Source organism: Proteus myxofaciens ATCC 19692, from assembly GCF_001654855.1.
Lineage (GTDB): Bacteria > Pseudomonadota > Gammaproteobacteria > Enterobacterales > Enterobacteriaceae > Proteus > Proteus myxofaciens.
Genome location: NZ_LXEN01000102.1, coordinates 42,671 through 62,855, shown reverse-complemented (window position 1 = coordinate 62,855; position 20,185 = coordinate 42,671). Strand labels below are relative to the sequence as shown.

Genomic DNA, 20,185 nt, shown 5'->3' with positions numbered 1-20,185 from the left:
TTTCGCTCCTAAAAATAACGATTATGTCGCCCATATACGAGGTGGCTCGGGGCAATAACCAAGCCAATATTCTCGTGTGATTTGCCAAACTTGTGCAAAACACGCCATCATAGGTTCTGTTTGCGTACCCAGTAGTCGCAACACTAAAATGCCATCAATATTAGTTAAACCATATTCAATGACATGATGATTATTTGTATTTGCTGATATCAATTCTTCTAGATGATGCTGAATAAACGTTTTTAACTCTTCATCTGCAGGATAAATATAAAGAGAACCTAGCATAGGAAATTCGCGCATTGTGGCGGCTTTTTTTTGTAATCCTTCAACAAAAATTGACTCTGTTAATAGCAATTTCTCATCAAGATAAAAATTAAAGCGCCCTCTTACCTTGCCATCTTCAAACCATTCATCTAAAACAGGACGACCAAAACATTGAATTTCCCAACCAATAAATTTTGCCCCCGTTGCCACATAAACATCTGTTTTTAAACGGACTTGAGCTTGGGGAAAAAAGATATTCTCTTGTGGTAACCACTCTAAAAACCCTTCAGCATCCACCTTTAATGTTTGAATTTGATAAGCAACACCACCAGCACTACGATAAAACTTAGTCGCACCAGGCGTAGTTAATAGTGCATGAGCATAAGGTGCGACATGAATATTAATAGATAGCTTATCTCCACCCACAACACCTCCTGGTGGATGAAGTAAATACGTATGTGCGACATTTTGCTCTGGATAGAAAGGGCGTTGCACCATTAAAGGGCCGATATGACGTTTCTCAGTAAGGCGTGTTATCCCGCGTTTTATTTCATAACGTAACGAGATTTCAGCAAGCCAGCCTTTTTCTGAAAAGTCAGACATACTTACTCCTGCTTGCTTAATATTATTTAACAAAAAACCCGTTTTTAGAAAAACACAAAAATAAATCCAGCACTACCCCATAAGAATATGTCACTTTAAATCAAATAAAAAAAGTATATAAATGCAGAGTAGAAGGGATTAAAAGTGCGTGATATTGGCATAAAAAGCGATAGGAAAACCTTATTCACTTTCTTTATCGCGCGATTTTACACCTTATTAAAAAAAGTGCGTTTTAAATAAAGAGCAATTTATTTAGAAAATATAACAACCTATTTAAAGACAGAAAAATAAGCAAATATCTATATTGTTATCTTGCCATCATAGGCATATATTCTGAACCGCACTTATGCTTTTCATGCATAGTAACGGCTCTTTACTATGAAATAATATAACTATTAATTTCTTCTAAATAGCATAAACCACATCATTCATCATTGGCTCGCTTCGTTATTTTTCTTAAATAGCGCATATAGCCTGTTTATTCGCGGTATATTTAAGATTATGGAATACAAAAACATTCTTTCCTCTAATCAGATTTCTTTAAAAACGTTTTACATTGAAAATCCAATGATAGCGATGATAAATAATGCAAAAGGTGAAATTTATATTAATGGAAAATCTATTGATGTAACGACTAATCTCACTTTAATCGTGCCTAAATATAGCCAAGTTTCATGTGATCTCGTCAGCCAATTTACACATCAATCTATTGAATTACATACCTTGATATTAGGTGAAACAGAATTACAATCTGTTTTTTCATTATTAAAGCCATTAATAAAATCAGGAGCACCTATTACTCGTCATCTACCTGATTATCATTTATTAACACCAGAGATAGTTAAAACCAATTTTAGTTTACTAAAACAGTGTTTACCTTTAGCGCATGGCACACCATCGCAAGAAACTATGTTTATGCAACAATGTCTCTTTTTTATTTTAATGGCTGTATATCATGAAGGTGTTGATATTCTAAATATCTTTCGCTTTAACTATGATGAGCCTAAAAATCAGGCGATTACTCACCTAATAACACAAGATCCACAACGTAAATGGCATCTAGATGATGTCGCTAAAACGCTATTTACTACACCATCAACATTGCGTAGGCATTTAAATAAAGAAGGAGTTTCATTCTGCCAATTATTACTCGATGTCAGAATGGGGATTGCATTGAACTATCTTACTTTTTCAAATTATTCTGTTTTTCAAATAAGCCATCGCTGTGGATTTGGCAGTAATGCTTATTTCTGTGACGCATTTAAACGTAAATATTCAATGACACCGTCACAATTTAGAACGCAATCTCGCCAGTTAAATCATCTATCAACGATACCCAATATGTCTTTAAAAAAAGATTGATTTGAAAATATCACATTTCAAAAGGTATTATTTTATTGCAAATTATTTGTCTTTAGAAATGTTGTGCCTCCCATCAATCTCATCTGGTTTAAAATCCATTGCTGTCTCTTTAGCAAATAAGATGATGGTTTATTGACGAGATAAATATGCGGATTTGGTAAAACAGCCGCTAGTAGTGCAGCTTCATTTGCCGTAAGTTGCTTTGCTGATTTTTTAAAATAGTGTTGAGCGGCCTGTTCTACACCAAAAATACCATCACCAAATTCAACAATATTCAAATACACCGTAAGAATACGTTTTTTTGACCAAATCAGCTCAATAACCGGGGTCATTCCTGCTTCTAATCCTTTTCTTAACCAACTGCGACCATCCCATAGAAAGAGATTTTTTACCGTTTGTTGGGAAATAGTCGAAGCGCCTCTCATTGATTTATTACTATCTTGGCTTTTTTTGAACACTTTTTCTATGGCATCAAGATCAAAACCCCAATGTTTTGGAAAATTTTGATCTTCAGAAGCAATCACTGCTAAAAACATATTCGGAGCAATCTCTTTTTCACTCACCCAGATAGAGTGAGATACATAAGAAAAATCAAACTCACTCCATGCAGAAACTTGCCTTTGTATCATTACAGTCGAAAAAGGCACCGGTAAAAAAGAAAAGAAAATAACCATTAATAGCCAAAAAGCAATTAATATAATTAATATTTTTTTTAGTTTTTTTACGAGTGCCATCTACTATTTCACCTTTCTATTATGCCATTTCAAGAACTTTTTTAACGAGTTTATTAATACCTACTTGTGCTTGAGCTATTGATTCAGCAAGCATATAAGCTGGAGTCGTAACAACGCGTTGCTCTTCATCAACTACAATATCATCAACAGCGCAATTAATATGTATTCCCCCCATCTCTTCAATCATTTTAGCAGTCTGTGGATCATTACCAATGGTTAACTTAACTGATGAATTAAGCATTTTAGGTAACATAACAGGCGCAATACACATTAATCCCAACGGCTTTTTCTGCTTATTCATTTCTTGAACAAAATTTAATAATTCTTTATTTATTTCACAGTTAACGCCTTCAGTTGCAAAGGTACATAAATTCTTAGCCGCACCAAAACCACCAGGAATAATGACGGCATCGAACATTTCGGCCTTTGCATCTGATAAAGGGGATATTTTTCCACGTGAAATACGTGAAGACTCCTCCATCATATTCCTTTTTTCTGATTTTTCTTCTCCAGTAATATGATTAATTACAGAAGGTTGTAAATCATCAGGTGAAAAATAATGAACTTCAGCGTTATTTTGACTCAAAGCGAGCATTGTAAGTACTGACTCATGGATTTCGCTTCCATCAAATACACCACAGCCACTTAAAATTATTGCAATTGATTTCATATCTTTCTCCATTTGTAGTAGATTACTAGTTACCCATTTATAGGTGTAAACACCAATCGCCATCACATATTTAAATGTTTCTTGTAACAAAAAAACTTATATTTGCTATTTTGTTGCTTGTATGATGTATGGAATAGTTTCATCCTATTCGCCTATGTAATGATAATCAAAAAAGCGAGTAGAAAAGTTTCCCTGGTGTTGGCGCAGTAATTCGCGCACCCCAACCTTCGGTTGGGGTTATTTTTTTCTAGCGTCTGATAACCAGTTTCTTAAACTTTCTACCTCTTTTCTCCAATCTCTTTCTAACTCGTCAACCCACTCTTGAACATTGTCCCACCAAGCAGGTAATTCTGATGATTGAATTTGTTTCGCTAATTGCTGTAAATGTTTTAAACCTATTGAACCTGCAGCTCCTTTAATTTTATGTCCTTCTTCAGTAATTCCTTTCTGATCACGAGCTGTCAGGTTAGAGATAAGCACCGACATATAACTTGGCATCATCTTTTCAAAAACATCTAGTCCATCGGTGATTAATTGAGGTCCGACAAGTTCGATGTATTGATTAAGCATATCAATATCTAGTAACTCTTCATTTTTATTCAACAATTCCGATGGAGAATCAGATGGGACATAAACAGCACCATCACCCCAGAACTTGTTAATAATTGCGGTTAGAGCATCAACAGAAAGCGGCTTACTAAGCACATCATTCATTCCCGCATCTAAATATTCTTTTTTGTCTTTCAAAACATTTGCTGTTAATGCGATTAGAGGTGGGAGTTCATTACTATCAAATTCTTGACGTAATTTTCTTGAAATATCGAATCCCGTCATATCAGGTAGCTGAATATCTAATAGCACTAGATCATATTCATCAGGTTTAAACATCGCTAATGCTTCTTGCCCTGTCATTGCCACATCAACGGTATTCCCCAACTTTTCTAAAACAGAGCATGCCACGATAACATTAAGCTCAATATCTTCGACTAAAAGAATATTTAACGCAGGTAATAAAAGCTCATCATCATTTTCAATATCTTGTTGCTCTTCAATCGCAGGAGCGACGACAGACAGCGTAAAGGTAGACCCCTTACCTAACTCACTATCAACATGGATATCACCGCCCATATTCTGTGCTAGGCGTTTTGAAACGGCAAGACCAATACCCGTTCCTGTTGCAGGGCGACCACCTTGACTATCGGTAACTTGATAGTACATCGCAAAAATCTTCTCAAGCTCTTCTTTAGGAATACCAATACCACTATCTTTCACTTCAAATAACAGCTTATCTGTTTCTTCTTGCCAAATATGAACGGTGATTTCACCTTGTTGTGTGAATTTGACTGCATTACCGATTAAATTCCATAAAATTTGGCGTAGGCGGGTGCCATCAGTCATTATTTTATGAGGTAAGGTTCTTTCAGCCTCTAAGGTAAATTTTAATCCTTTAGGCTGTACTAATAATCCTGAAAGATTTTCGAGATCGGAAACAAATTCTGTAAAATCAATAGGCTGATTATCTAGTTGTATTTTTCTACGCTCAATTTTATCCATCTCAATCACATCATTAAAAATATTCCCTAATGTGATGGCGCTAACATGGATTGTTTTCAGATAATTAAGCTGCTCTGGTGATAAATCAGTATCAAGTAAAATACGGCTTAAGCCCACAATCCCGTTAAGTGGTGTACGTAATTCATGGCTGATAGTCGAAATAAAGGTTGTTTTATCTCGACTCGCATTTTCCAGCGCATCTTGATACCGTTTACGCTCTGTAATATCGCGCCCAAATCCCATTAAACCGTGACGTTTACCAATGCGATCATAAAAAGGAACTTTACGTAACTCAAAGCATGCTTTACGCCCATCAGGATAAACAAGCCATTGTTCATAAGTCAGTGAAACATTATGACGGAATACTTTTTCATCCGTTTCCATGACCTTATTGGCAATATCTTCGTCATAAACATCAACTGGTGTTAATCCAATAAGTTGTTTTTCACTTTTTCCTGTCAGTAGCTCAGTGGCTCGATTACAGCCCGAGAATTCGTTATTTTCATTTCGGTAATAAACTAAATCAGGTGACGCATCTAAAAATGAACGTAAAAGTGATGATTGTTGTTCTAGCTCTATCTGAGTCAACTCACGACGCTTCATTTCACTTTTTAATTTTTCTAATAGCTCAAGGTGCGCTTTTTCAACTTTTTCACGTTCTTGAATTTCTAAATTAAGTTGCTCAATATTTTCCTTGAGTTGTGAGTTTAGCTCTAAGTCACGTTGTCGCATGACACCTAATTTATCCACCATACGAGATAAACGGCGACGAGATTCCTCTAGTTGTTCAACAACCACAGAGAGAAAATAAACAGCCCATGGCGTAATAATTAACCCGAAGAAAATAGAACGAACAAGATCGATACTTGTGACATCGCCGGCTAATAAGAATGTCACCGCCATTTGCACAACCATCGCTAATACAACTAATGCTGACGCTAACAATAATGAAAAGCGGATTAACCCTAGCTTCATCATTAAGTCAACGTAGTATTGGGCAAGCCCTTTAAGCAATTTCATTGAAAACTCCAATATATTGAATCGATGGAATGATAACCTAAAAATGTATTAGCACTATGATGAACATTCAGAAATGTTAATAATGGACGTGATTTTTATTTTTCTCTTGTTTCTATTGTCTCTGGAAACTAATAACTATTGTGATTATTACTTATTCATAAAAATAGTCTTTTTATATCTAAAATAAAAAAAAGAAATCCTGATATGCAAAGCCATTCTATAAAAAACTCATTTTGTCTTTTTTTATACAAAAAGTATAAAAAACAATAAAACACCAAAATAATCATCAATTGAAGAGATTTAAACTACCATATTTGTTTATTAAAGGATGTGATAAAGCCTGATGCGCGAAATAAAGTGATATAGCTCACATTAAGAAACACCTTACAGGTAATTAACAAATAGAATAATTTATTTAAAAATCAAAAAATTAACGTAAAAAAATAACAAAATATTATTTCCTAGTTAGAAATTCTGAGAGATTGACCTCTTTTTTATTTATCGATAAGTTGAAAAGACATTGCATGGCAACATAACAACAAACCAAGCTAAGCAAAAAAACAATATCACACAAATGAGCACCCATAATTAACCTCCCCCTTTGAGACAAATGTTCCTTTTGTGCTCATATTTAAGGTGCCCATCATACTAAGTAGGAAGCAAATGATGCTCTATCAACAAACAAAAGAAAGAGACAATTGTGGCTTTGGTTTGATTGCGCATATTGAGGGTCAAGCCAGCCATAAAATTGTGAGAAATGCCATTCATGGCTTAGCAAGAATGCAACACCGTGGCGCTATTCTTTCTGATGGCAAAACAGGTGATGGCTGTGGATTATTATTGCAAAAACCCGATCGTTTTTTTCAACTTGTTGCTCAAGATAAAGGTTGGAATTTAGCGAAAAATTATGCAGTTGGCATGCTATTTTTGAGCCAAGACTCTCAAGTTGCTACGTTATGCCGACAAATTGTTGAAGAAGAGCTACAACGAGAAACACTTTCTATCGTTGGCTGGCGTGATGTTCCTGTTAATACCGAAATTTTAGGCAGCATTGCACTTTCGTCACTCCCTTCTATCGAGCAAGTTTTTATTAATGCGCCCGCAGGTTGGCGTATCAATGATATTGAGCGTCGTCTATTTATCGCACGTCGACGTATTGAAAAAAGAATTACAGACAGTGATTTTTATATTTGCAGCCTTTCTAATTTAATCACTGTGTATAAAGGCCTTTGTATGGCGGTCGATTTACCGCGTTTCTTCACTGATTTAGCAGATTTGCGTATGGAATCATCAATCTGTTTATTTCATCAGCGGTTTTCAACAAATACGACACCTCGCTGGCCACTTGCTCAGCCATTTCGTTATCTTGCCCATAATGGTGAAATTAATACCATCACAGGTAACCGTCAATGGGCTAGAGCACGCGCTTATAAGTTTCAAACACCACTTATTCCTGATTTACAAACAGCGGCCCCTTTCGTGAATGAAAGTGGCTCAGATTCAAGCTCGCTTGATAATATGCTAGAACTGTTTCTTAATGGCGGAATGGATATTGTTCGTGCCATGCGTTTATTAGTACCACCCGCATGGCAAAATAACCCACAAATGGACGATGATCTACGCGCCTTTTTCGATTTTAACTCTATGCATATGGAGCCTTGGGATGGTCCTGCGGGTATTGTCCTTTCTGATGGTCGCTATGCAGCCTGTACACTCGATAGAAATGGATTACGTCCAGCGCGTTATGTTATTACAATAGACAATATTATTACTTGTGCTTCTGAAATCGGCATATGGGATTATCAGCCTGATGAAGTGCGTGAAAAAGGCCGTGTAGGCCCTGGTGAATTAATGGTGATTGATACTCGCCAAGGACGTATTTTACATTCAGCAGAAACAGATAAAGATTTAAAAAGACGCCATCCTTATAAACTGTGGTTATCTCGTAACGTAAAGCGCTTAACTCCCTTTGAAGAACTACCAGAAGAGCAGGCAACAGGGCAACGGGCTTTTGATGATAAAACCTTAGCGATTTATCATAAACAATTCGCTTATAGCCAAGAAGAACTCGAAAATATTTTACATGTTTTAGGCGAAAATGGACAAGAAGCCACTGGCTCTATGGGTGATGATACGCCTTTTGCCGTATTATCTCAGCGTCCTCGTCTTATTTACGATTATTTTCGACAAAAATTTGCACAAGTCACCAATCCTCCTATTGATCCCTTAAGAGAAGCCCATGTTATGTCATTGGCAACATGTATAGGCCGTGAGATGAATGTCTTTTGCGAAGCCGAAGGTCAAGCACATCGTTTGAGTTTTAAATCACCCATTTTGCTATATAGTGATTTCCAACAATTGATAAATCAAGAAAGTGATTATTATCAGTCAATAACGTTAGATATTACTTACGAACCAACAGAATGTCATTTAGAAACTGCTTTGCGCAAATTATGTAAAAAAGCACAAGATGAAGTACGTCGTGGTGCTGTTTTACTCGTTCTTTCTGACAGAAATATGACTAAAGCGCGCTTGCCAATTCCTGCACCAATGGCTGTGGGTGCAATACAAAAAGCGTTAGTTGATAATCAATTACGCTGTGATGCCAATATTATTGTAGAAACAGCAAGTGCACGAGATCCCCATCATTTCGCTGTCTTATTAGGTTTTGGCGCTACCGCCATTTATCCTTATCTTGCCTACGAGTCACTCGCTCAACGTGTTGATAAGCAGATTTTATCAGGAAATTACACACAGGTGATGTTGAACTATCGCAATGGGATTAATAAAGGGCTTTATAAAATCATGTCCAAAATGGGCATATCGACAGTGGCATCCTATCGTTGCTCTCAACTTTTTGAAGCAGTAGGCTTAAATGATACTGTGGTTGACTTGTGTTTTGCGGGTGTTGACAACCGCATTAATGGCGCGGATTTTAACGATTTTGAGCAAGATTTATTTAATCTATCTAAACGTGCTTGGTTACCTCGTTATCCTTTAGAAGCGGGTGGATTATTAAAATATGCTCATAAAAGTGAATATCACGCCTATAATCCCGATGTTGTGCAAGCGTTACAGAAAGCGGTCAATAGTGGTGATTATGAAGATTATCAAGCATATTCCTCTTTAGTACAGCAACGTCCTGTCACCACATTGCGTGATATGTTGGCACTTAATAGTGATACTACACCCATTTCAATTGAAGACGTTGAGCCTGAAACGGAATTATTTAAACGTTTTGATACTGCCGCTATGTCTATTGGTGCGTTGAGTAGAGAAGCACATGAAGCGCTTGCGCAAGCGATGAATACGTTAGGCGGCTTTTCAAATTCGGGTGAAGGTGGTGAAGACCCTGCTCGCTACAATACCAATAAAGTCTCTCGCATTAAGCAGATTGCATCAGGTCGCTTTGGTGTCACGCCATCTTATTTGATGAGCGCTGATGTTCTACAAATCAAAGTGGCTCAAGGTGCAAAACCCGGTGAAGGAGGACAACTTCCTGGTGATAAAGTCACGCCTTATATTGCGCAACTTCGTTATGCTGTACCTGGTGTTACACTGATTTCACCGCCACCACATCACGATATCTATTCCATTGAAGACTTAGCACAGCTTATTTTCGATTTAAAACAGATTAATCCAACCGCATTAATTTCTGTCAAATTAGTCTCTGAACCCGGTGTTGGAACCATAGCTACAGGTGTTGCCAAAGCCTATGCCGATTTAATTACTATTGCGGGGTATGATGGCGGTACTGGTGCAAGCCCTCTAACATCCGTGAAATATGCAGGCAGTCCTTGGGAATTAGGATTAGTTGAAACTCAACAAGCCTTAGTCGCGAATAATTTACGCCATAAAATACGCTTACAAATTGATGGTGGGCTAAAAACAGGTCTCGATATTATTAAAGCGGCCATTTTAGGTGCTGAAAGTTTTGGTTTTGGTACTGGTCCTATGGTGGCATTAGGGTGTAAATATCTACGAATTTGTCACCTTAATAATTGCGCAACCGGTGTTGCAACTCAAGATGAAACATTACGCCGTAATCACTACCATGGTTTACCTGAGCGTGTGATTAATTATTTTCGTTTTATTGCGCAAGAAACACGTGAATTAATGGCACTGTTAGGTGTAAAAAAACTGACCGATTTGATTGGGCGAACTGATTTACTCTCCTGTTTAGAAGGTAAAACGAGTAAACAACAAAAACTATCGCTTGAAACATTATTAGAAACTATAAATTCGCCTAATAATCATGCGCTTTTCTGCCAAGAAAATAATGATACCTATGATAAAGGGACATTAAATCAGCAAATCGTTTCTCAAACAGCGCAAGCCGTTGTACAACGTAAAAGCCAAGCGTTCTATTTGGATATTCAAAATACAGATAGATCAGTCGGGGCTACATTATCAGGTATTGTGGCTAAACAATACGGTGAAAGTGGTTTATCAACCTCACCATTAAAATTATATTTTACGGGTACTGCTGGGCAAAGTTTTGGTGTTTGGAATGCACAAGGTATAGAGCTAACACTTACTGGTGATGCCAATGACTATGTTGGTAAAGGCATGTCAGGTGGACGAATTGTTATTTCACCGCCAGTGGGTTCTGCCTTTAAAAATCATCATGCCACGATTATGGGAAATACGTGCCTTTATGGTGCAACCGGTGGGAAATTATATGCTTCAGGCTTAGCCGGTGAGCGTTTTGCTGTCAGAAACTCAGGCGCAATTGCGGTTGTTGAAGGTGTTGGTGATAACGGCTGTGAATATATGACTGGCGGTATCGTGTGTATTCTAGGTAAAACAGGTATCAATTTTGGCGCGGGTATGACAGGTGGATTTGCGTATATTTTAGATGAAAATAATTCTCTATCACAACGCATTAATAGTGCATCTGTCGAGCTTGTGTCTGTGGCATCACACGCTATTCATGCAGAATATTTACGAGGCATGATAGCAGAACATGTCCGCTTAACAGGCTCAGAGCAAGGGGAAGTTCTGTTATCGCAGTGGGAGTATTGGTCACAGCACTTTAAATTAATCAAACCAAAATCAAGTGATGTAAATGCGTTATTAGGTCATCCTCGTCGTTCATCTGCTGAATTACGCGTTCAGGCACAATAGGAGAATATTATGAGTCAGAATGTGTATCAGTTTATCGACCTTAATCGTATTGAGCCGACTAAAAAACCTATTGCCTTACGTAAAATTGAATTCGTCGAAATTTACGATGCCTTTTCACCTCAACAAGCAGCATCTCAGGCAGATCGCTGTTTAGGTTGCGGAAATCCTTACTGTGAATGGAAATGCCCTGTTCATAACTATATTCCTAATTGGCTTAAATTAGCCAACGAAGGTCGTATCATTGAAGCGGCTGAGCTTTCTCATCAAACAAACTGTTTGCCTGAGATTTGTGGCCGTGTTTGTCCTCAAGACAGATTATGTGAAGGGGCTTGTACACTAAACGATGAGTTTGGTGCCGTCACTATTGGTAATATTGAGCGTTACATTAATGATACCGCATTAGCACAAGGCTGGCGTCCTGATCTTTCTTACGTCACGATGACAGACAAAAAAGTCGCGATAATAGGTGCTGGCCCTGCTGGGCTTGCCTGTGCTGATGTACTAATTCGTCAAGGGGTAAAACCTGTTGTTTATGATAAACACCCTGAAATTGGTGGTCTGCTTACGTTTGGTATTCCTTCTTTTAAACTCGAAAAATCACTGATGATCAGACGCCGTGAATTATTTAGTGAAATGGGCATTGAATTTCGCCTTAACACAGAGATAGGTAAAGACATCACGCTAAAAACGCTCACAGAGCAATATGACGCTGTTTTTATCGGTATGGGAACATACCAAAGCCTAAGTGGTAATTTCGCCAATGAGAGCGCGACAGGCGTTTATAGCGCACTTCCTTACTTGATTGGTAATACTCGTTATTTAATGGGGTATCCTGAAGATAAAAAAACGCCTTACCGAGATCTCAGTGACAAAAATGTCGTTGTGTTAGGTGGTGGTGATACGGCAATGGACTGTGTACGTACCGCAATCCGGCAAGGCGCTAAAAAAGTAACGTGTGTGTACCGTCGTGATGAAAGTAATATGCCTGGCTCTAAGCGTGAAGTGAAAAATGCCAAAGAAGAAGGTGGCGAATTCTTATTTAACCTACAGCCACTTGATATCGAAGTTAATAGCGAACAGAACGTCACTGGCGTTCACGTTGTTAAAACAGCTAGCAGCAAAACCATGAGCTTGATTGAAGGAAGTGAACACCGACTAGATGCTGATGCGGTGATTCTCGCTTTTGGATTTAAACCTGCACACTATCCTTGGCTAGATGAAAATAATATCGCGTATGAATTATCAGGACGTATTGTGATTTCAGAAAATCAAGATATTCCACAACAAACAACAAATCCTAAAGTATTTGCGGGTGGTGATATTGTGCAAGGTTCCGATTTAGTGGTCACTGCAATTGCACAAGGTAGAGAAGCTGCTGAGGGCATTTTACGTTATTTATCATGTTAATCATCATTTAATAGCCTCACTATAAAGAAAATAATTTATCCTACTTATGTGTTATCTCATTTAATAAAAATGGGATAACCTTATCAATCTATACTATCATTAATAAATAATATTTAATTCTCATCGTTGTATTAGAATTATAATTTTCATTATTTATATAATTTTTAGTTTTATTTTTTATAAAAAATAATATTTATTTTACTTACTAAAATAATTTTATTTTATTATATTTAATTTCATTTAATTCTGCCATTTTACTTTTCCTCTTTTTATTTAACTTTTTTGTCATGTTTAATAATAAATATCTGTTTATATTTGTTAATAGCATCACAGTCTAAAAAAATAGATTCTTTTCAATCCTTAAAATTGATAACAATCAAATATTACTTAATCCTTAGCATCATAATGGGACTACCTAATAATATTGTATAAAAATATAATTTACTGATTTTAGGTTGTTTTATTTTAATTACTCGATTTATGATAATTAACTAGGGGATCACCATGGTGATGCAACTCATTGCAGTTGTAGTTATTCTTATAACTATTTATCTGCTAATAAAAAAATATGAAACTCGAATGGTATTAATTGGTTCTGGTTTATTATTATGTATTTTAAGCCTAACACCACTTGATGCTTTTACGGCATTTAGTGAAAGAATGGTTTCATCTTCATTAATTCAAGCTATTTGTTCCAGCATGGGGTTTGCTTACGTAATGAAATACACTAAATGTGATATGCATTTAGTACATGTATTATCAAAAGTATTAACGCGTTTAGGCTTCTTTTTAATTCCAGCCACAGTAATTGTGACTTATTTCATTAATATAGCGATACCTTCAGCAGCAGGATGTGCTGCGGCTGTTGGTGCTACATTAATTCCATTATTAATTGCAGCCCGTATTCATCCTGCTATTGCTGGTGGTGCAGTATTATGTGGTACTATTGGCTCGATGTTGAGCCCTGGTATGTCGCATAATGCATTTGTTGCTAATATGGCAAATATGGAAGTTGTTGATTTAATAGCACGTCATAGCCCTTATAGCTTAATGGCAGGTGGGATTGCTGCCGTTGCTTTAGCCGCAGTTGCTCTGGTAAAAAAAGAGTACAAAATGACGGTTACTTCCACAGGAGATACAAGTTCATCCTCCTCCACTGAAGCTGTTAGACCTAATTATTTATATGCAACAGCACCGTTTATTCCACTTCTTTTATTAATATTACCCTTCTTCGATACCTTTAGTAGTTTCAAACTCTCAGTACCAGCAGCCATGTTAATTGGGACTATTTATGCTTTAATTATTACGCTAACTAGCCCATCAGCAATTACCAAAGAGTTCTTTAAAGGAATGGGTAATGCCTATGGCGATGTGTTGGGTATTATTATTGCAGCCGCTGTATTTGCAGCAGGTTTAAAGGCTTCTGGCTTAATCGATGCATTTATTAGCTTCTTAACTCATTCTCCTGAGTTTGCTCGCTGGGGAGGTACATTAGGGCCATTCTTAATGGGGATCATCACAGGCTCTGGTGACGCAGCCGCATTTGCTTTTAATGAAACAGTAACACCTTTCGCTTCTCAGTTTGGCTATGAAATTCCAGATATGGGTATGGCAGCTGCATTATCAGGTGCATTAGGCCGTACTATGTCTCCTCTTGCTGGTGCTGCTATTGTATGTGCAGGACTTGCAAATATTAACCCTATGGAAATCGCAAAACGTACTGCACCCGGCATGATAATCGCCGTTATTGCGGTTGCATTGTTTATGCTATAAGTGGAGAAATCAAAATGTCAGCAATTACACTCGAAAAATTAATCAATTGGCGTCGTGAGTTTCACCAATATCCTGAAATTGGCTGGTCTGAATTTTTAACAACCGCAAAAATAGTCAAAGAATTACGCCAGCTTGGCTTAAAAGTTAGCGTAGGCCCTGAGGTGATTAACCAAGAATTTGCTTTTGGTCGTCGCCGTCAAATTGTTGAAAAAGGCTTAGCTGTTGCAAGGGAACATCATGTTGATGAAGACTTACTCGCTGAAATGCAAGAGCTTACAGGATGTGTTGCGATTTTTGATAGCGGCAAAGCAGGTCCTACTGTCGCATTACGTTTTGATATTGACTGTGTTGGTGTAACAGAAACGACAGAGCAAACACATCGTCCTTATGCGGAAAATTTTGCCTCGTGCCATGCAGGTGAAATGCACGCTTGTGGTCATGATGGACATATTTCAATTGGTTTAGGTGTTGCGCATTGGCTAGTTGAAAATAAAGATAAACTAGTTGGTAAAGTAAAACTATTATTCCAACCTGCTGAAGAAGGCGTTCGTGGCGCAAGAGCCATGGCGGAAAGCGGTATTGCTGATGATGCAGATTATTTTTTAGGTGCTCATTTAGGCTTTATTGCAAATAGTGGTGAAATCGTTATTAATCCGACGCACTTTTTATGCACCACTAAATATGATTTTCGTTTTAAAGGCGCCCCTTCTCATGCTGGTGCTGAGCCAGAGCTTGGGCGTAATGCATTAGCTGGAGCATGCCATGCAGCAACGCAAATGCTAGGAATTTCACGTCATGGTAAAGGCATGTCTCGTATTAATATTGGTGTATTAAAAGCGGGTGAAGGCAGAAATGTCACGCCAGCCAATGCTGAAATGCAAATTGAAGTTCGTGGCGAAAATGAAGAAATAAACCGATTTATGGCAGAAAATGCAGTACGTATGGCAGAAGGTGCTGCGCATAGTTTTCAGCTAGAAATGGAAAGTGAAATTATGGGAGAAGCGGTTGATCTCACGAATGATCAAGCTCTTATTGATGTAATGACAAAAGTGGTTAATCAACACCCTGAATTAACCGCAATTGCAACTCGCCCATTTGGTGGCAGTGAAGATGCAACAGTGTTAGCAAAGCGCGTACAACGTTGTGGTGGTAAATCACTTTATTTCGTCGTAGGTGCAGATAGAACAGCAGGACATCATCAAGCTGGCTTTGATTTTGATGAGAAACAATTGATGACCGCAGTCACACTTTATACTGGGTGTTTAACTGAATTGTTAAAGTAAAACCGATAAAACAAAGATAAAAATAAACCCAGCTTGATGCTGGGTTTATTATATATACTGATTTTTCTTTATAAGAAAATAAGAAAAATTATTTAACAACACGCAGTGATGGGCGACCTGTTGGACGAGGTGGCTCAGGGTCATCATCAGGAGAAGCGTCATCCTCAGTCGAATGTTCATCAGTCACCAATGTTAAACCTTCTGTTGCTGATGTATCAAAGACGTCTTCATCTTCTTCAACGATAGATGGTTGACCATTTTCATATGCAGGTTCAGGTTCAAACATCATTCCCGCACCATTTTCTCGCGCATAAATAGCCATAACAGCAACCATTGGCACTCGTACTTTACGAGGTATTCCACCAAAGCTTGCGCTAAATAGTACCTGTTGAAGTGTTAATTCAAGATTACTCACAGCACGAGGTGAAATATTTAGAACAATCTGACCATCGTGCGCATATTCCATAGGGGCTTGAACACCAACGATATTCACATCAACGACAAGATGTGGCGTTAAACCGTTTTCAAGTATCCAGTCATAATGCGCACGCAATAAATGCGGACGGCGCGGAGACATATCAATAATCTCCATGCTCTATTATCCTCTTGATGGTAAGCGCATTTCGCGCTCTGCTTCAGTTAATGATGCGAGGAAAGAATCGCGCTCAAAAACACGTTGCATATAAATTTGTACATCTTTAGCGCCAGCACCACTTAAATCAACGCCCAGCACAGGAAGACGCCATAACAATGGAGCAAGATAGCAATCAACCAGGCTGAACTCTTCGCTCATAAAGTATGGATATTCTTTAAATACTGGAGATATCGCTAATAACTCTTCAGCAAGCTGTTTACGTGCAGCATTTGCTTGTTGCTCTGAGCCTTTCTCAATAGCGTTCATTAAAGTATACCAGTCTTGCTCAATACGGTGCATCATCAAACGGCTGCTACCACGTGCAACTGGATATACTGGCATTAAAGGAGGATGAGGGAAGCGTTCATCAAGATATTCCATGATGATGCGTGAATCATACAGGGTCAGCTCACGATCAACCAAAGTCGGCACACTTTGGTATGGGTTAAGATCGATAAGATCCTGTGGAAGATTACCAGCTTCAACCTGTTCAATTTCAACACTGACACCTTTCTCCGCAAGGACAATTCTGACCTGATGGCTGAAAATATCAGTCGGACCGGAAAACAAAGTCATTACCGAACGTTTGTTGGCAGCGACAGCCATGAAAACCTCCAAGTTAATCAATTAAAGGAATAATAAGCTCAATGCTATTATTCCCCCATTCCTAAAAGACAAGCACACCAACGCGGTTAACTAAAATAAGAGTTAAGTGATATAATCTTATTGGGTAACAACCTGTATAAAAGCATTATCGTCAGATAGCCTTATTCTACAGAGGTGAACTTCTACCTGTCTTCACGGTACATATCATTATCAAGCAATACCAAAACAATCACAGGTTAAATAGTATAGTAATAGTTTTGGTATGACTTCTAAAAATTACGCGCCTTATATCGTGCAATAAGAAACTCATTGCAACATTATTATTTGACAGAAAGATACGAAAGAACGCTATCATATCAGATTTCTGGTTACTTAGGGGGGCTTATGCGAATAATTCGATACAATATACACAAATACCTTTAAAGTAAGTTTTAAATTCTGAAATATAACAAAAAACAGTATCTACATCTAAATACTTATCCTTTTCGCACTCATAAGATCAAACCTAAATCAAGATAAAGAGAGTCATTTATTTATCAATTATCTCATCACAAGTTACCAACAACATCAAAATAAAAAACCCGCCTGTAAAGACGGGTTTTCAACATCAAATTGATATCTAAAAGAAGATAACAAATTAACGTTTTGAGAACTGTGGACGACGACGTGCTTTGCGCAGACCCACTTTTTTACGTTCAACAGAACGCGCATCACGGGTAACGAACCCAGCTTTACGCAGATCAGAACGTAGAGTCTCATCGTATTCCATCAGTGCACGTGTGATACCATGACGGATCGCACCAGCTTGACCAGAAATACCACCACCTTTAACAGTGATGTATAAATCTAATTTACCCAGCATATCAACTAATTCCAGCGGTTGACGAACAACCATACGTGCTGTTTCGCGGCCGAAGTAAACTTCTAGGCTACGTTTGTTGATTACGATATTACCGCTACCTGGCTTAATGAAGACACGTGCGGAAGAACTTTTGCGGCGACCTGTGCCGTAGTATTGATTATCAGCCATTGCCTATTATCCCGATTAAATGTCCAGAACTTGCGGTTGTTGTGCCGCGTGGTTGTGCTCAGATCCAGCGTAAACTTTCAGTTTACGATACATCGCACGACCCAGTGGCCCTTTTGGCAGCATGCCTTTTACCGCGATTTCGATTACACGCTCAGGACTACGGGCGATCATCTCTTCGAAAGTCGCTTGTTTGATACCACCAATGTGACCAGTATGACGGTAGTAAACTTTGTCAGTACGTTTATGACCAGTTACCGCTACTTTCTCAGCGTTTAAAACGATGATGTAGTCACCAGTATCAACGTGCGGAGTATATTCCGCTTTGTGCTTACCGCGTAAACGGCTAGCAATTTCAGTTGCTAAACGGCCTAAAGTTTTGCCGTCTGCATCAACAACATACCAGTCGCGTTTTACGGTTTCTGGTTTCGCTGTAAAAGTTTTCATTATTGAAAATTACCCAATGTTTAGTTACACGTTGGTGAACACTCGGTTCAAATACTATTGAGGTTCACACGACTCTTGTGTCCAGCAAACCTACCCCTTCGAGTAGCACTGCTGACTCTAAAATGCGAGTTTTTTGGGAAATAAAAAACTTGCTGCAACGTGGGGTCGCAAGATTATAGAGAAGTCAGAAAAAAAAATCGAGTTATAATTGAAAAACAATTAAATTCTTTTTCATTTTTTAGTGAAAAAACTGATATCACCGTATTTTCTGCACTTTTTCAGCCAATGATTGCAACCAGAAGAGAAGAATTGTCCATTTCCAAAGCGTTCATCAGTCGCTTAATGTCTTATGATTTTAATACGAAAAAACACATAAGTGACGAAACGACCGCCATCGTACCATAACAAAAGACGACTTTCTTTAAGAATTACGCAAGATGAGGCTGAATAAGATATTCCTCACTTTGCATTTCTTGCAAGCGAGATAAACAGCGTTGATATTCAAATGCTAAGAAATGCCCTTGATAAATTTCATTCATTTCAACATCAGCATTAATAATCAGTTTTACTTTGCGCTCATAAAACTCATCCACTAAAGCAAGAAACCGGCGAGCGACATCTTCTTTTGCTGTACCCATTTGCTTCATTTCATACAATAAAACCGTATGATAGTGTTTTGAAAGCTCGATATAGTCTAATTGGCTACGCGCATCAACGCATAACGTATCAAAATTTACCGCCAATACTCCATTTGACGAATTTCTGATTTCCATTGGTCGATGGTTAATCGTCAATACTTTTTCTGGCGAGGCATTGTTATTTGCCAAATTAATGAAAATTCTATCCATTTCATGTCGGTTCTTATCTGTTAATGGCGATAAGAAAAGATGGGCTTGAGTTAAGGTACGTAACCGATAATCAATACCGGCATCTACATTCAGAATGTCACAATAAAGTTTTATCTGCTCTATCGCAGGTAAAAACCGAGCTCGTTGCAAACCATTGCGATAAAGTTCATCAGGAGGGATGTTAGACGTTGCTATTAACGTGATACCTCTCGCAAAAAGCGCTTCCAGTAACGTACCTAAAATCATCGCATCTGTAATATCTGATACAAAAAACTCATCAAAACACAACACATCAGTTTGTGCCTTAAATCCATCAGCAATAATCTCAAGAGGATTTTCTTTTCCTTGTAATTCTTTTAATTCATCTTGTACTCGTAACATAAAGCGATGAAAATGAAGGCGCAATTTACGCTCTGTAGGTAAACTATGATAAAACATATCCATCAACCATGTTTTACCTCGTCCTACCCCTCCCCACATATATAAACCGCGTACAGGTGATATTTTTTCTTTTTTAGACTGAAACCGAGAAAACAATCGTTGCGATAACGATGGTTTATTCGGTATTTTCTCTTTCAGTAACGCATGATATATCTGTTGAAGAGAGTTAACCGTTTGTCTTTGAATATCATCAGGTTGATATTCGCCTTGCTTTAATGCGGCTTCATAAAGAGATAACGGCGAAGTAACAGTCATGAATGCCCTCTGTTCTTAATTTTAAGACAAGTTGATGAGTAGCCTATATTGTTTCCATTATAAGCATTCAAAACTATTTTAACATCGAGGTAACACAGGAATTTCATATTAAGCTTAAGGATATTATTCC

The 20,185-nt window shown here is 37.9% G+C and carries 14 protein-coding genes; 5 read left to right on the top strand and 9 right to left on the bottom strand.

The window, feature by feature from the left end:
- Positions 1-21: 21 nt before the first annotated feature.
- On the bottom strand, positions 22-867 hold the full coding sequence (locus M983_RS11100) for an urease accessory protein UreD (protein ID WP_066750401.1): 846 nt from the start codon (positions 865-867) through the stop codon (positions 22-24).
- 501 nt (positions 868-1,368) lie between these two features.
- Here M983_RS11100 and M983_RS11095 point away from each other — a divergent pair.
- Positions 1,369-2,229, top strand: a complete 861-nt coding sequence (locus M983_RS11095) for a helix-turn-helix transcriptional regulator (protein ID WP_066750400.1) — start codon at positions 1,369-1,371, stop codon at positions 2,227-2,229.
- Between the two features lie 32 nt (positions 2,230-2,261).
- On the opposite strand, the gene mtgA is transcribed toward M983_RS11095, so the two are convergent.
- The 3 genes from mtgA to arcB form a co-directional block, all read right to left on the bottom strand.
- Positions 2,262-2,963, bottom strand: coding sequence for a monofunctional biosynthetic peptidoglycan transglycosylase (gene mtgA, locus M983_RS11090; protein WP_066750398.1), 702 nt, complete (start codon positions 2,961-2,963; stop codon positions 2,262-2,264).
- A 19-nt stretch (positions 2,964-2,982) separates the two neighbouring features.
- Positions 2,983-3,633: an isoprenoid biosynthesis glyoxalase ElbB gene (gene elbB / locus M983_RS11085; protein ID WP_066750386.1), complete on the bottom strand. Its 651-nt coding sequence runs from the start codon at positions 3,631-3,633 to the stop codon at positions 2,983-2,985.
- Between the two features lie 237 nt (positions 3,634-3,870).
- Positions 3,871-6,207, bottom strand: coding sequence for an aerobic respiration two-component sensor histidine kinase ArcB (gene arcB, locus M983_RS11080; protein ID WP_066750383.1), 2,337 nt, complete (start codon positions 6,205-6,207; stop codon positions 3,871-3,873).
- Between the two features lie 666 nt (positions 6,208-6,873).
- Between arcB and gltB the strand changes: the two genes are divergently transcribed.
- The 4 genes from gltB (at position 6,874) to M983_RS11060 (ending at position 15,797) form a co-directional block, all read left to right on the top strand.
- A complete protein-coding gene (gene gltB / locus M983_RS11075; protein WP_066750380.1) occupies positions 6,874-11,334 on the top strand; it encodes a glutamate synthase large subunit in 4,461 nt (1,486 codons plus the stop codon).
- Between the two features lie 9 nt (positions 11,335-11,343).
- Positions 11,344-12,741: an FAD-dependent oxidoreductase gene (locus tag M983_RS11070; protein WP_066750377.1), complete on the top strand. Its 1,398-nt coding sequence runs from the start codon at positions 11,344-11,346 to the stop codon at positions 12,739-12,741.
- A 504-nt stretch (positions 12,742-13,245) separates the two neighbouring features.
- On the top strand, positions 13,246-14,514 hold the full coding sequence (gene dcuC, locus M983_RS11065) for a C4-dicarboxylate transporter DcuC (protein WP_066750374.1): 1,269 nt from the start codon (positions 13,246-13,248) through the stop codon (positions 14,512-14,514).
- 14 nt (positions 14,515-14,528) lie between these two features.
- Positions 14,529-15,797, top strand: coding sequence for an amidohydrolase (locus M983_RS11060; RefSeq protein ID WP_066750371.1), 1,269 nt, complete (start codon positions 14,529-14,531; stop codon positions 15,795-15,797).
- Between the two features lie 88 nt (positions 15,798-15,885).
- On the opposite strand, the gene sspB is transcribed toward M983_RS11060, so the two are convergent.
- The 5 genes from sspB to zapE form a co-directional block, all read right to left on the bottom strand.
- Positions 15,886-16,389 carry a ClpXP protease specificity-enhancing factor gene (gene sspB / locus M983_RS11055; RefSeq protein WP_066750368.1) on the bottom strand — a complete coding sequence of 168 codons (504 nt, stop codon included), beginning with the start codon at positions 16,387-16,389 and terminating at the stop codon, positions 15,886-15,888.
- A gap of 6 nt (positions 16,390-16,395) precedes the next feature.
- On the bottom strand, positions 16,396-17,037 hold the full coding sequence (sspA, locus tag M983_RS11050) for a stringent starvation protein SspA (RefSeq protein ID WP_066750365.1): 642 nt from the start codon (positions 17,035-17,037) through the stop codon (positions 16,396-16,398).
- Between the two features lie 637 nt (positions 17,038-17,674).
- On the bottom strand, positions 17,675-18,067 hold the full coding sequence (gene rpsI, locus M983_RS11045) for a 30S ribosomal protein S9 (protein WP_004245284.1): 393 nt from the start codon (positions 18,065-18,067) through the stop codon (positions 17,675-17,677).
- 15 nt (positions 18,068-18,082) lie between these two features.
- On the bottom strand, positions 18,083-18,511 hold the full coding sequence (gene rplM / locus M983_RS11040; protein ID WP_066750362.1) for a 50S ribosomal protein L13: 429 nt from the start codon (positions 18,509-18,511) through the stop codon (positions 18,083-18,085).
- A gap of 428 nt (positions 18,512-18,939) precedes the next feature.
- Positions 18,940-20,055 (bottom strand): cell division protein ZapE, encoded by a 1,116-nt coding sequence (gene zapE, locus M983_RS11035; RefSeq protein ID WP_066750359.1) that lies wholly within the window; start codon positions 20,053-20,055, stop codon positions 18,940-18,942.
- Between the last annotated feature and the right edge of the window lie 130 nt (positions 20,056-20,185).

Coding starts and splice junctions, on each gene's coding strand:
- gltB (WP_066750380.1), top strand. CDS start 6,874: ATGCTCTATCAACAAACAAAAGAAAGAGACAATTGTGGCTTTGGTTTG.
- M983_RS11095 (WP_066750400.1), top strand. CDS start 1,369: ATGGAATACAAAAACATTCTTTCCTCTAATCAGATTTCTTTAAAAACG.
- M983_RS11060 (WP_066750371.1), top strand. CDS start 14,529: ATGTCAGCAATTACACTCGAAAAATTAATCAATTGGCGTCGTGAGTTT.
- sspA (WP_066750365.1), bottom strand. CDS start 17,037: ATGGCTGTCGCTGCCAACAAACGTTCGGTAATGACTTTGTTTTCCGGT.
- mtgA (WP_066750398.1), bottom strand. CDS start 2,963: ATGGCACTCGTAAAAAAACTAAAAAAAATATTAATTATATTAATTGCT.
- rpsI (WP_004245284.1), bottom strand. CDS start 18,067: ATGGCTGATAATCAATACTACGGCACAGGTCGCCGCAAAAGTTCTTCC.
- zapE (WP_066750359.1), bottom strand. CDS start 20,055: ATGACTGTTACTTCGCCGTTATCTCTTTATGAAGCCGCATTAAAGCAA.
- M983_RS11070 (WP_066750377.1), top strand. CDS start 11,344: ATGAGTCAGAATGTGTATCAGTTTATCGACCTTAATCGTATTGAGCCG.
- sspB (WP_066750368.1), bottom strand. CDS start 16,389: ATGGAGATTATTGATATGTCTCCGCGCCGTCCGCATTTATTGCGTGCG.
- dcuC (WP_066750374.1), top strand. CDS start 13,246: ATGGTGATGCAACTCATTGCAGTTGTAGTTATTCTTATAACTATTTAT.
- rplM (WP_066750362.1), bottom strand. CDS start 18,511: ATGAAAACTTTTACAGCGAAACCAGAAACCGTAAAACGCGACTGGTAT.
- arcB (WP_066750383.1), bottom strand. CDS start 6,207: ATGAAATTGCTTAAAGGGCTTGCCCAATACTACGTTGACTTAATGATG.
- elbB (WP_066750386.1), bottom strand. CDS start 3,633: ATGAAATCAATTGCAATAATTTTAAGTGGCTGTGGTGTATTTGATGGA.
- M983_RS11100 (WP_066750401.1), bottom strand. CDS start 867: ATGTCTGACTTTTCAGAAAAAGGCTGGCTTGCTGAAATCTCGTTACGT.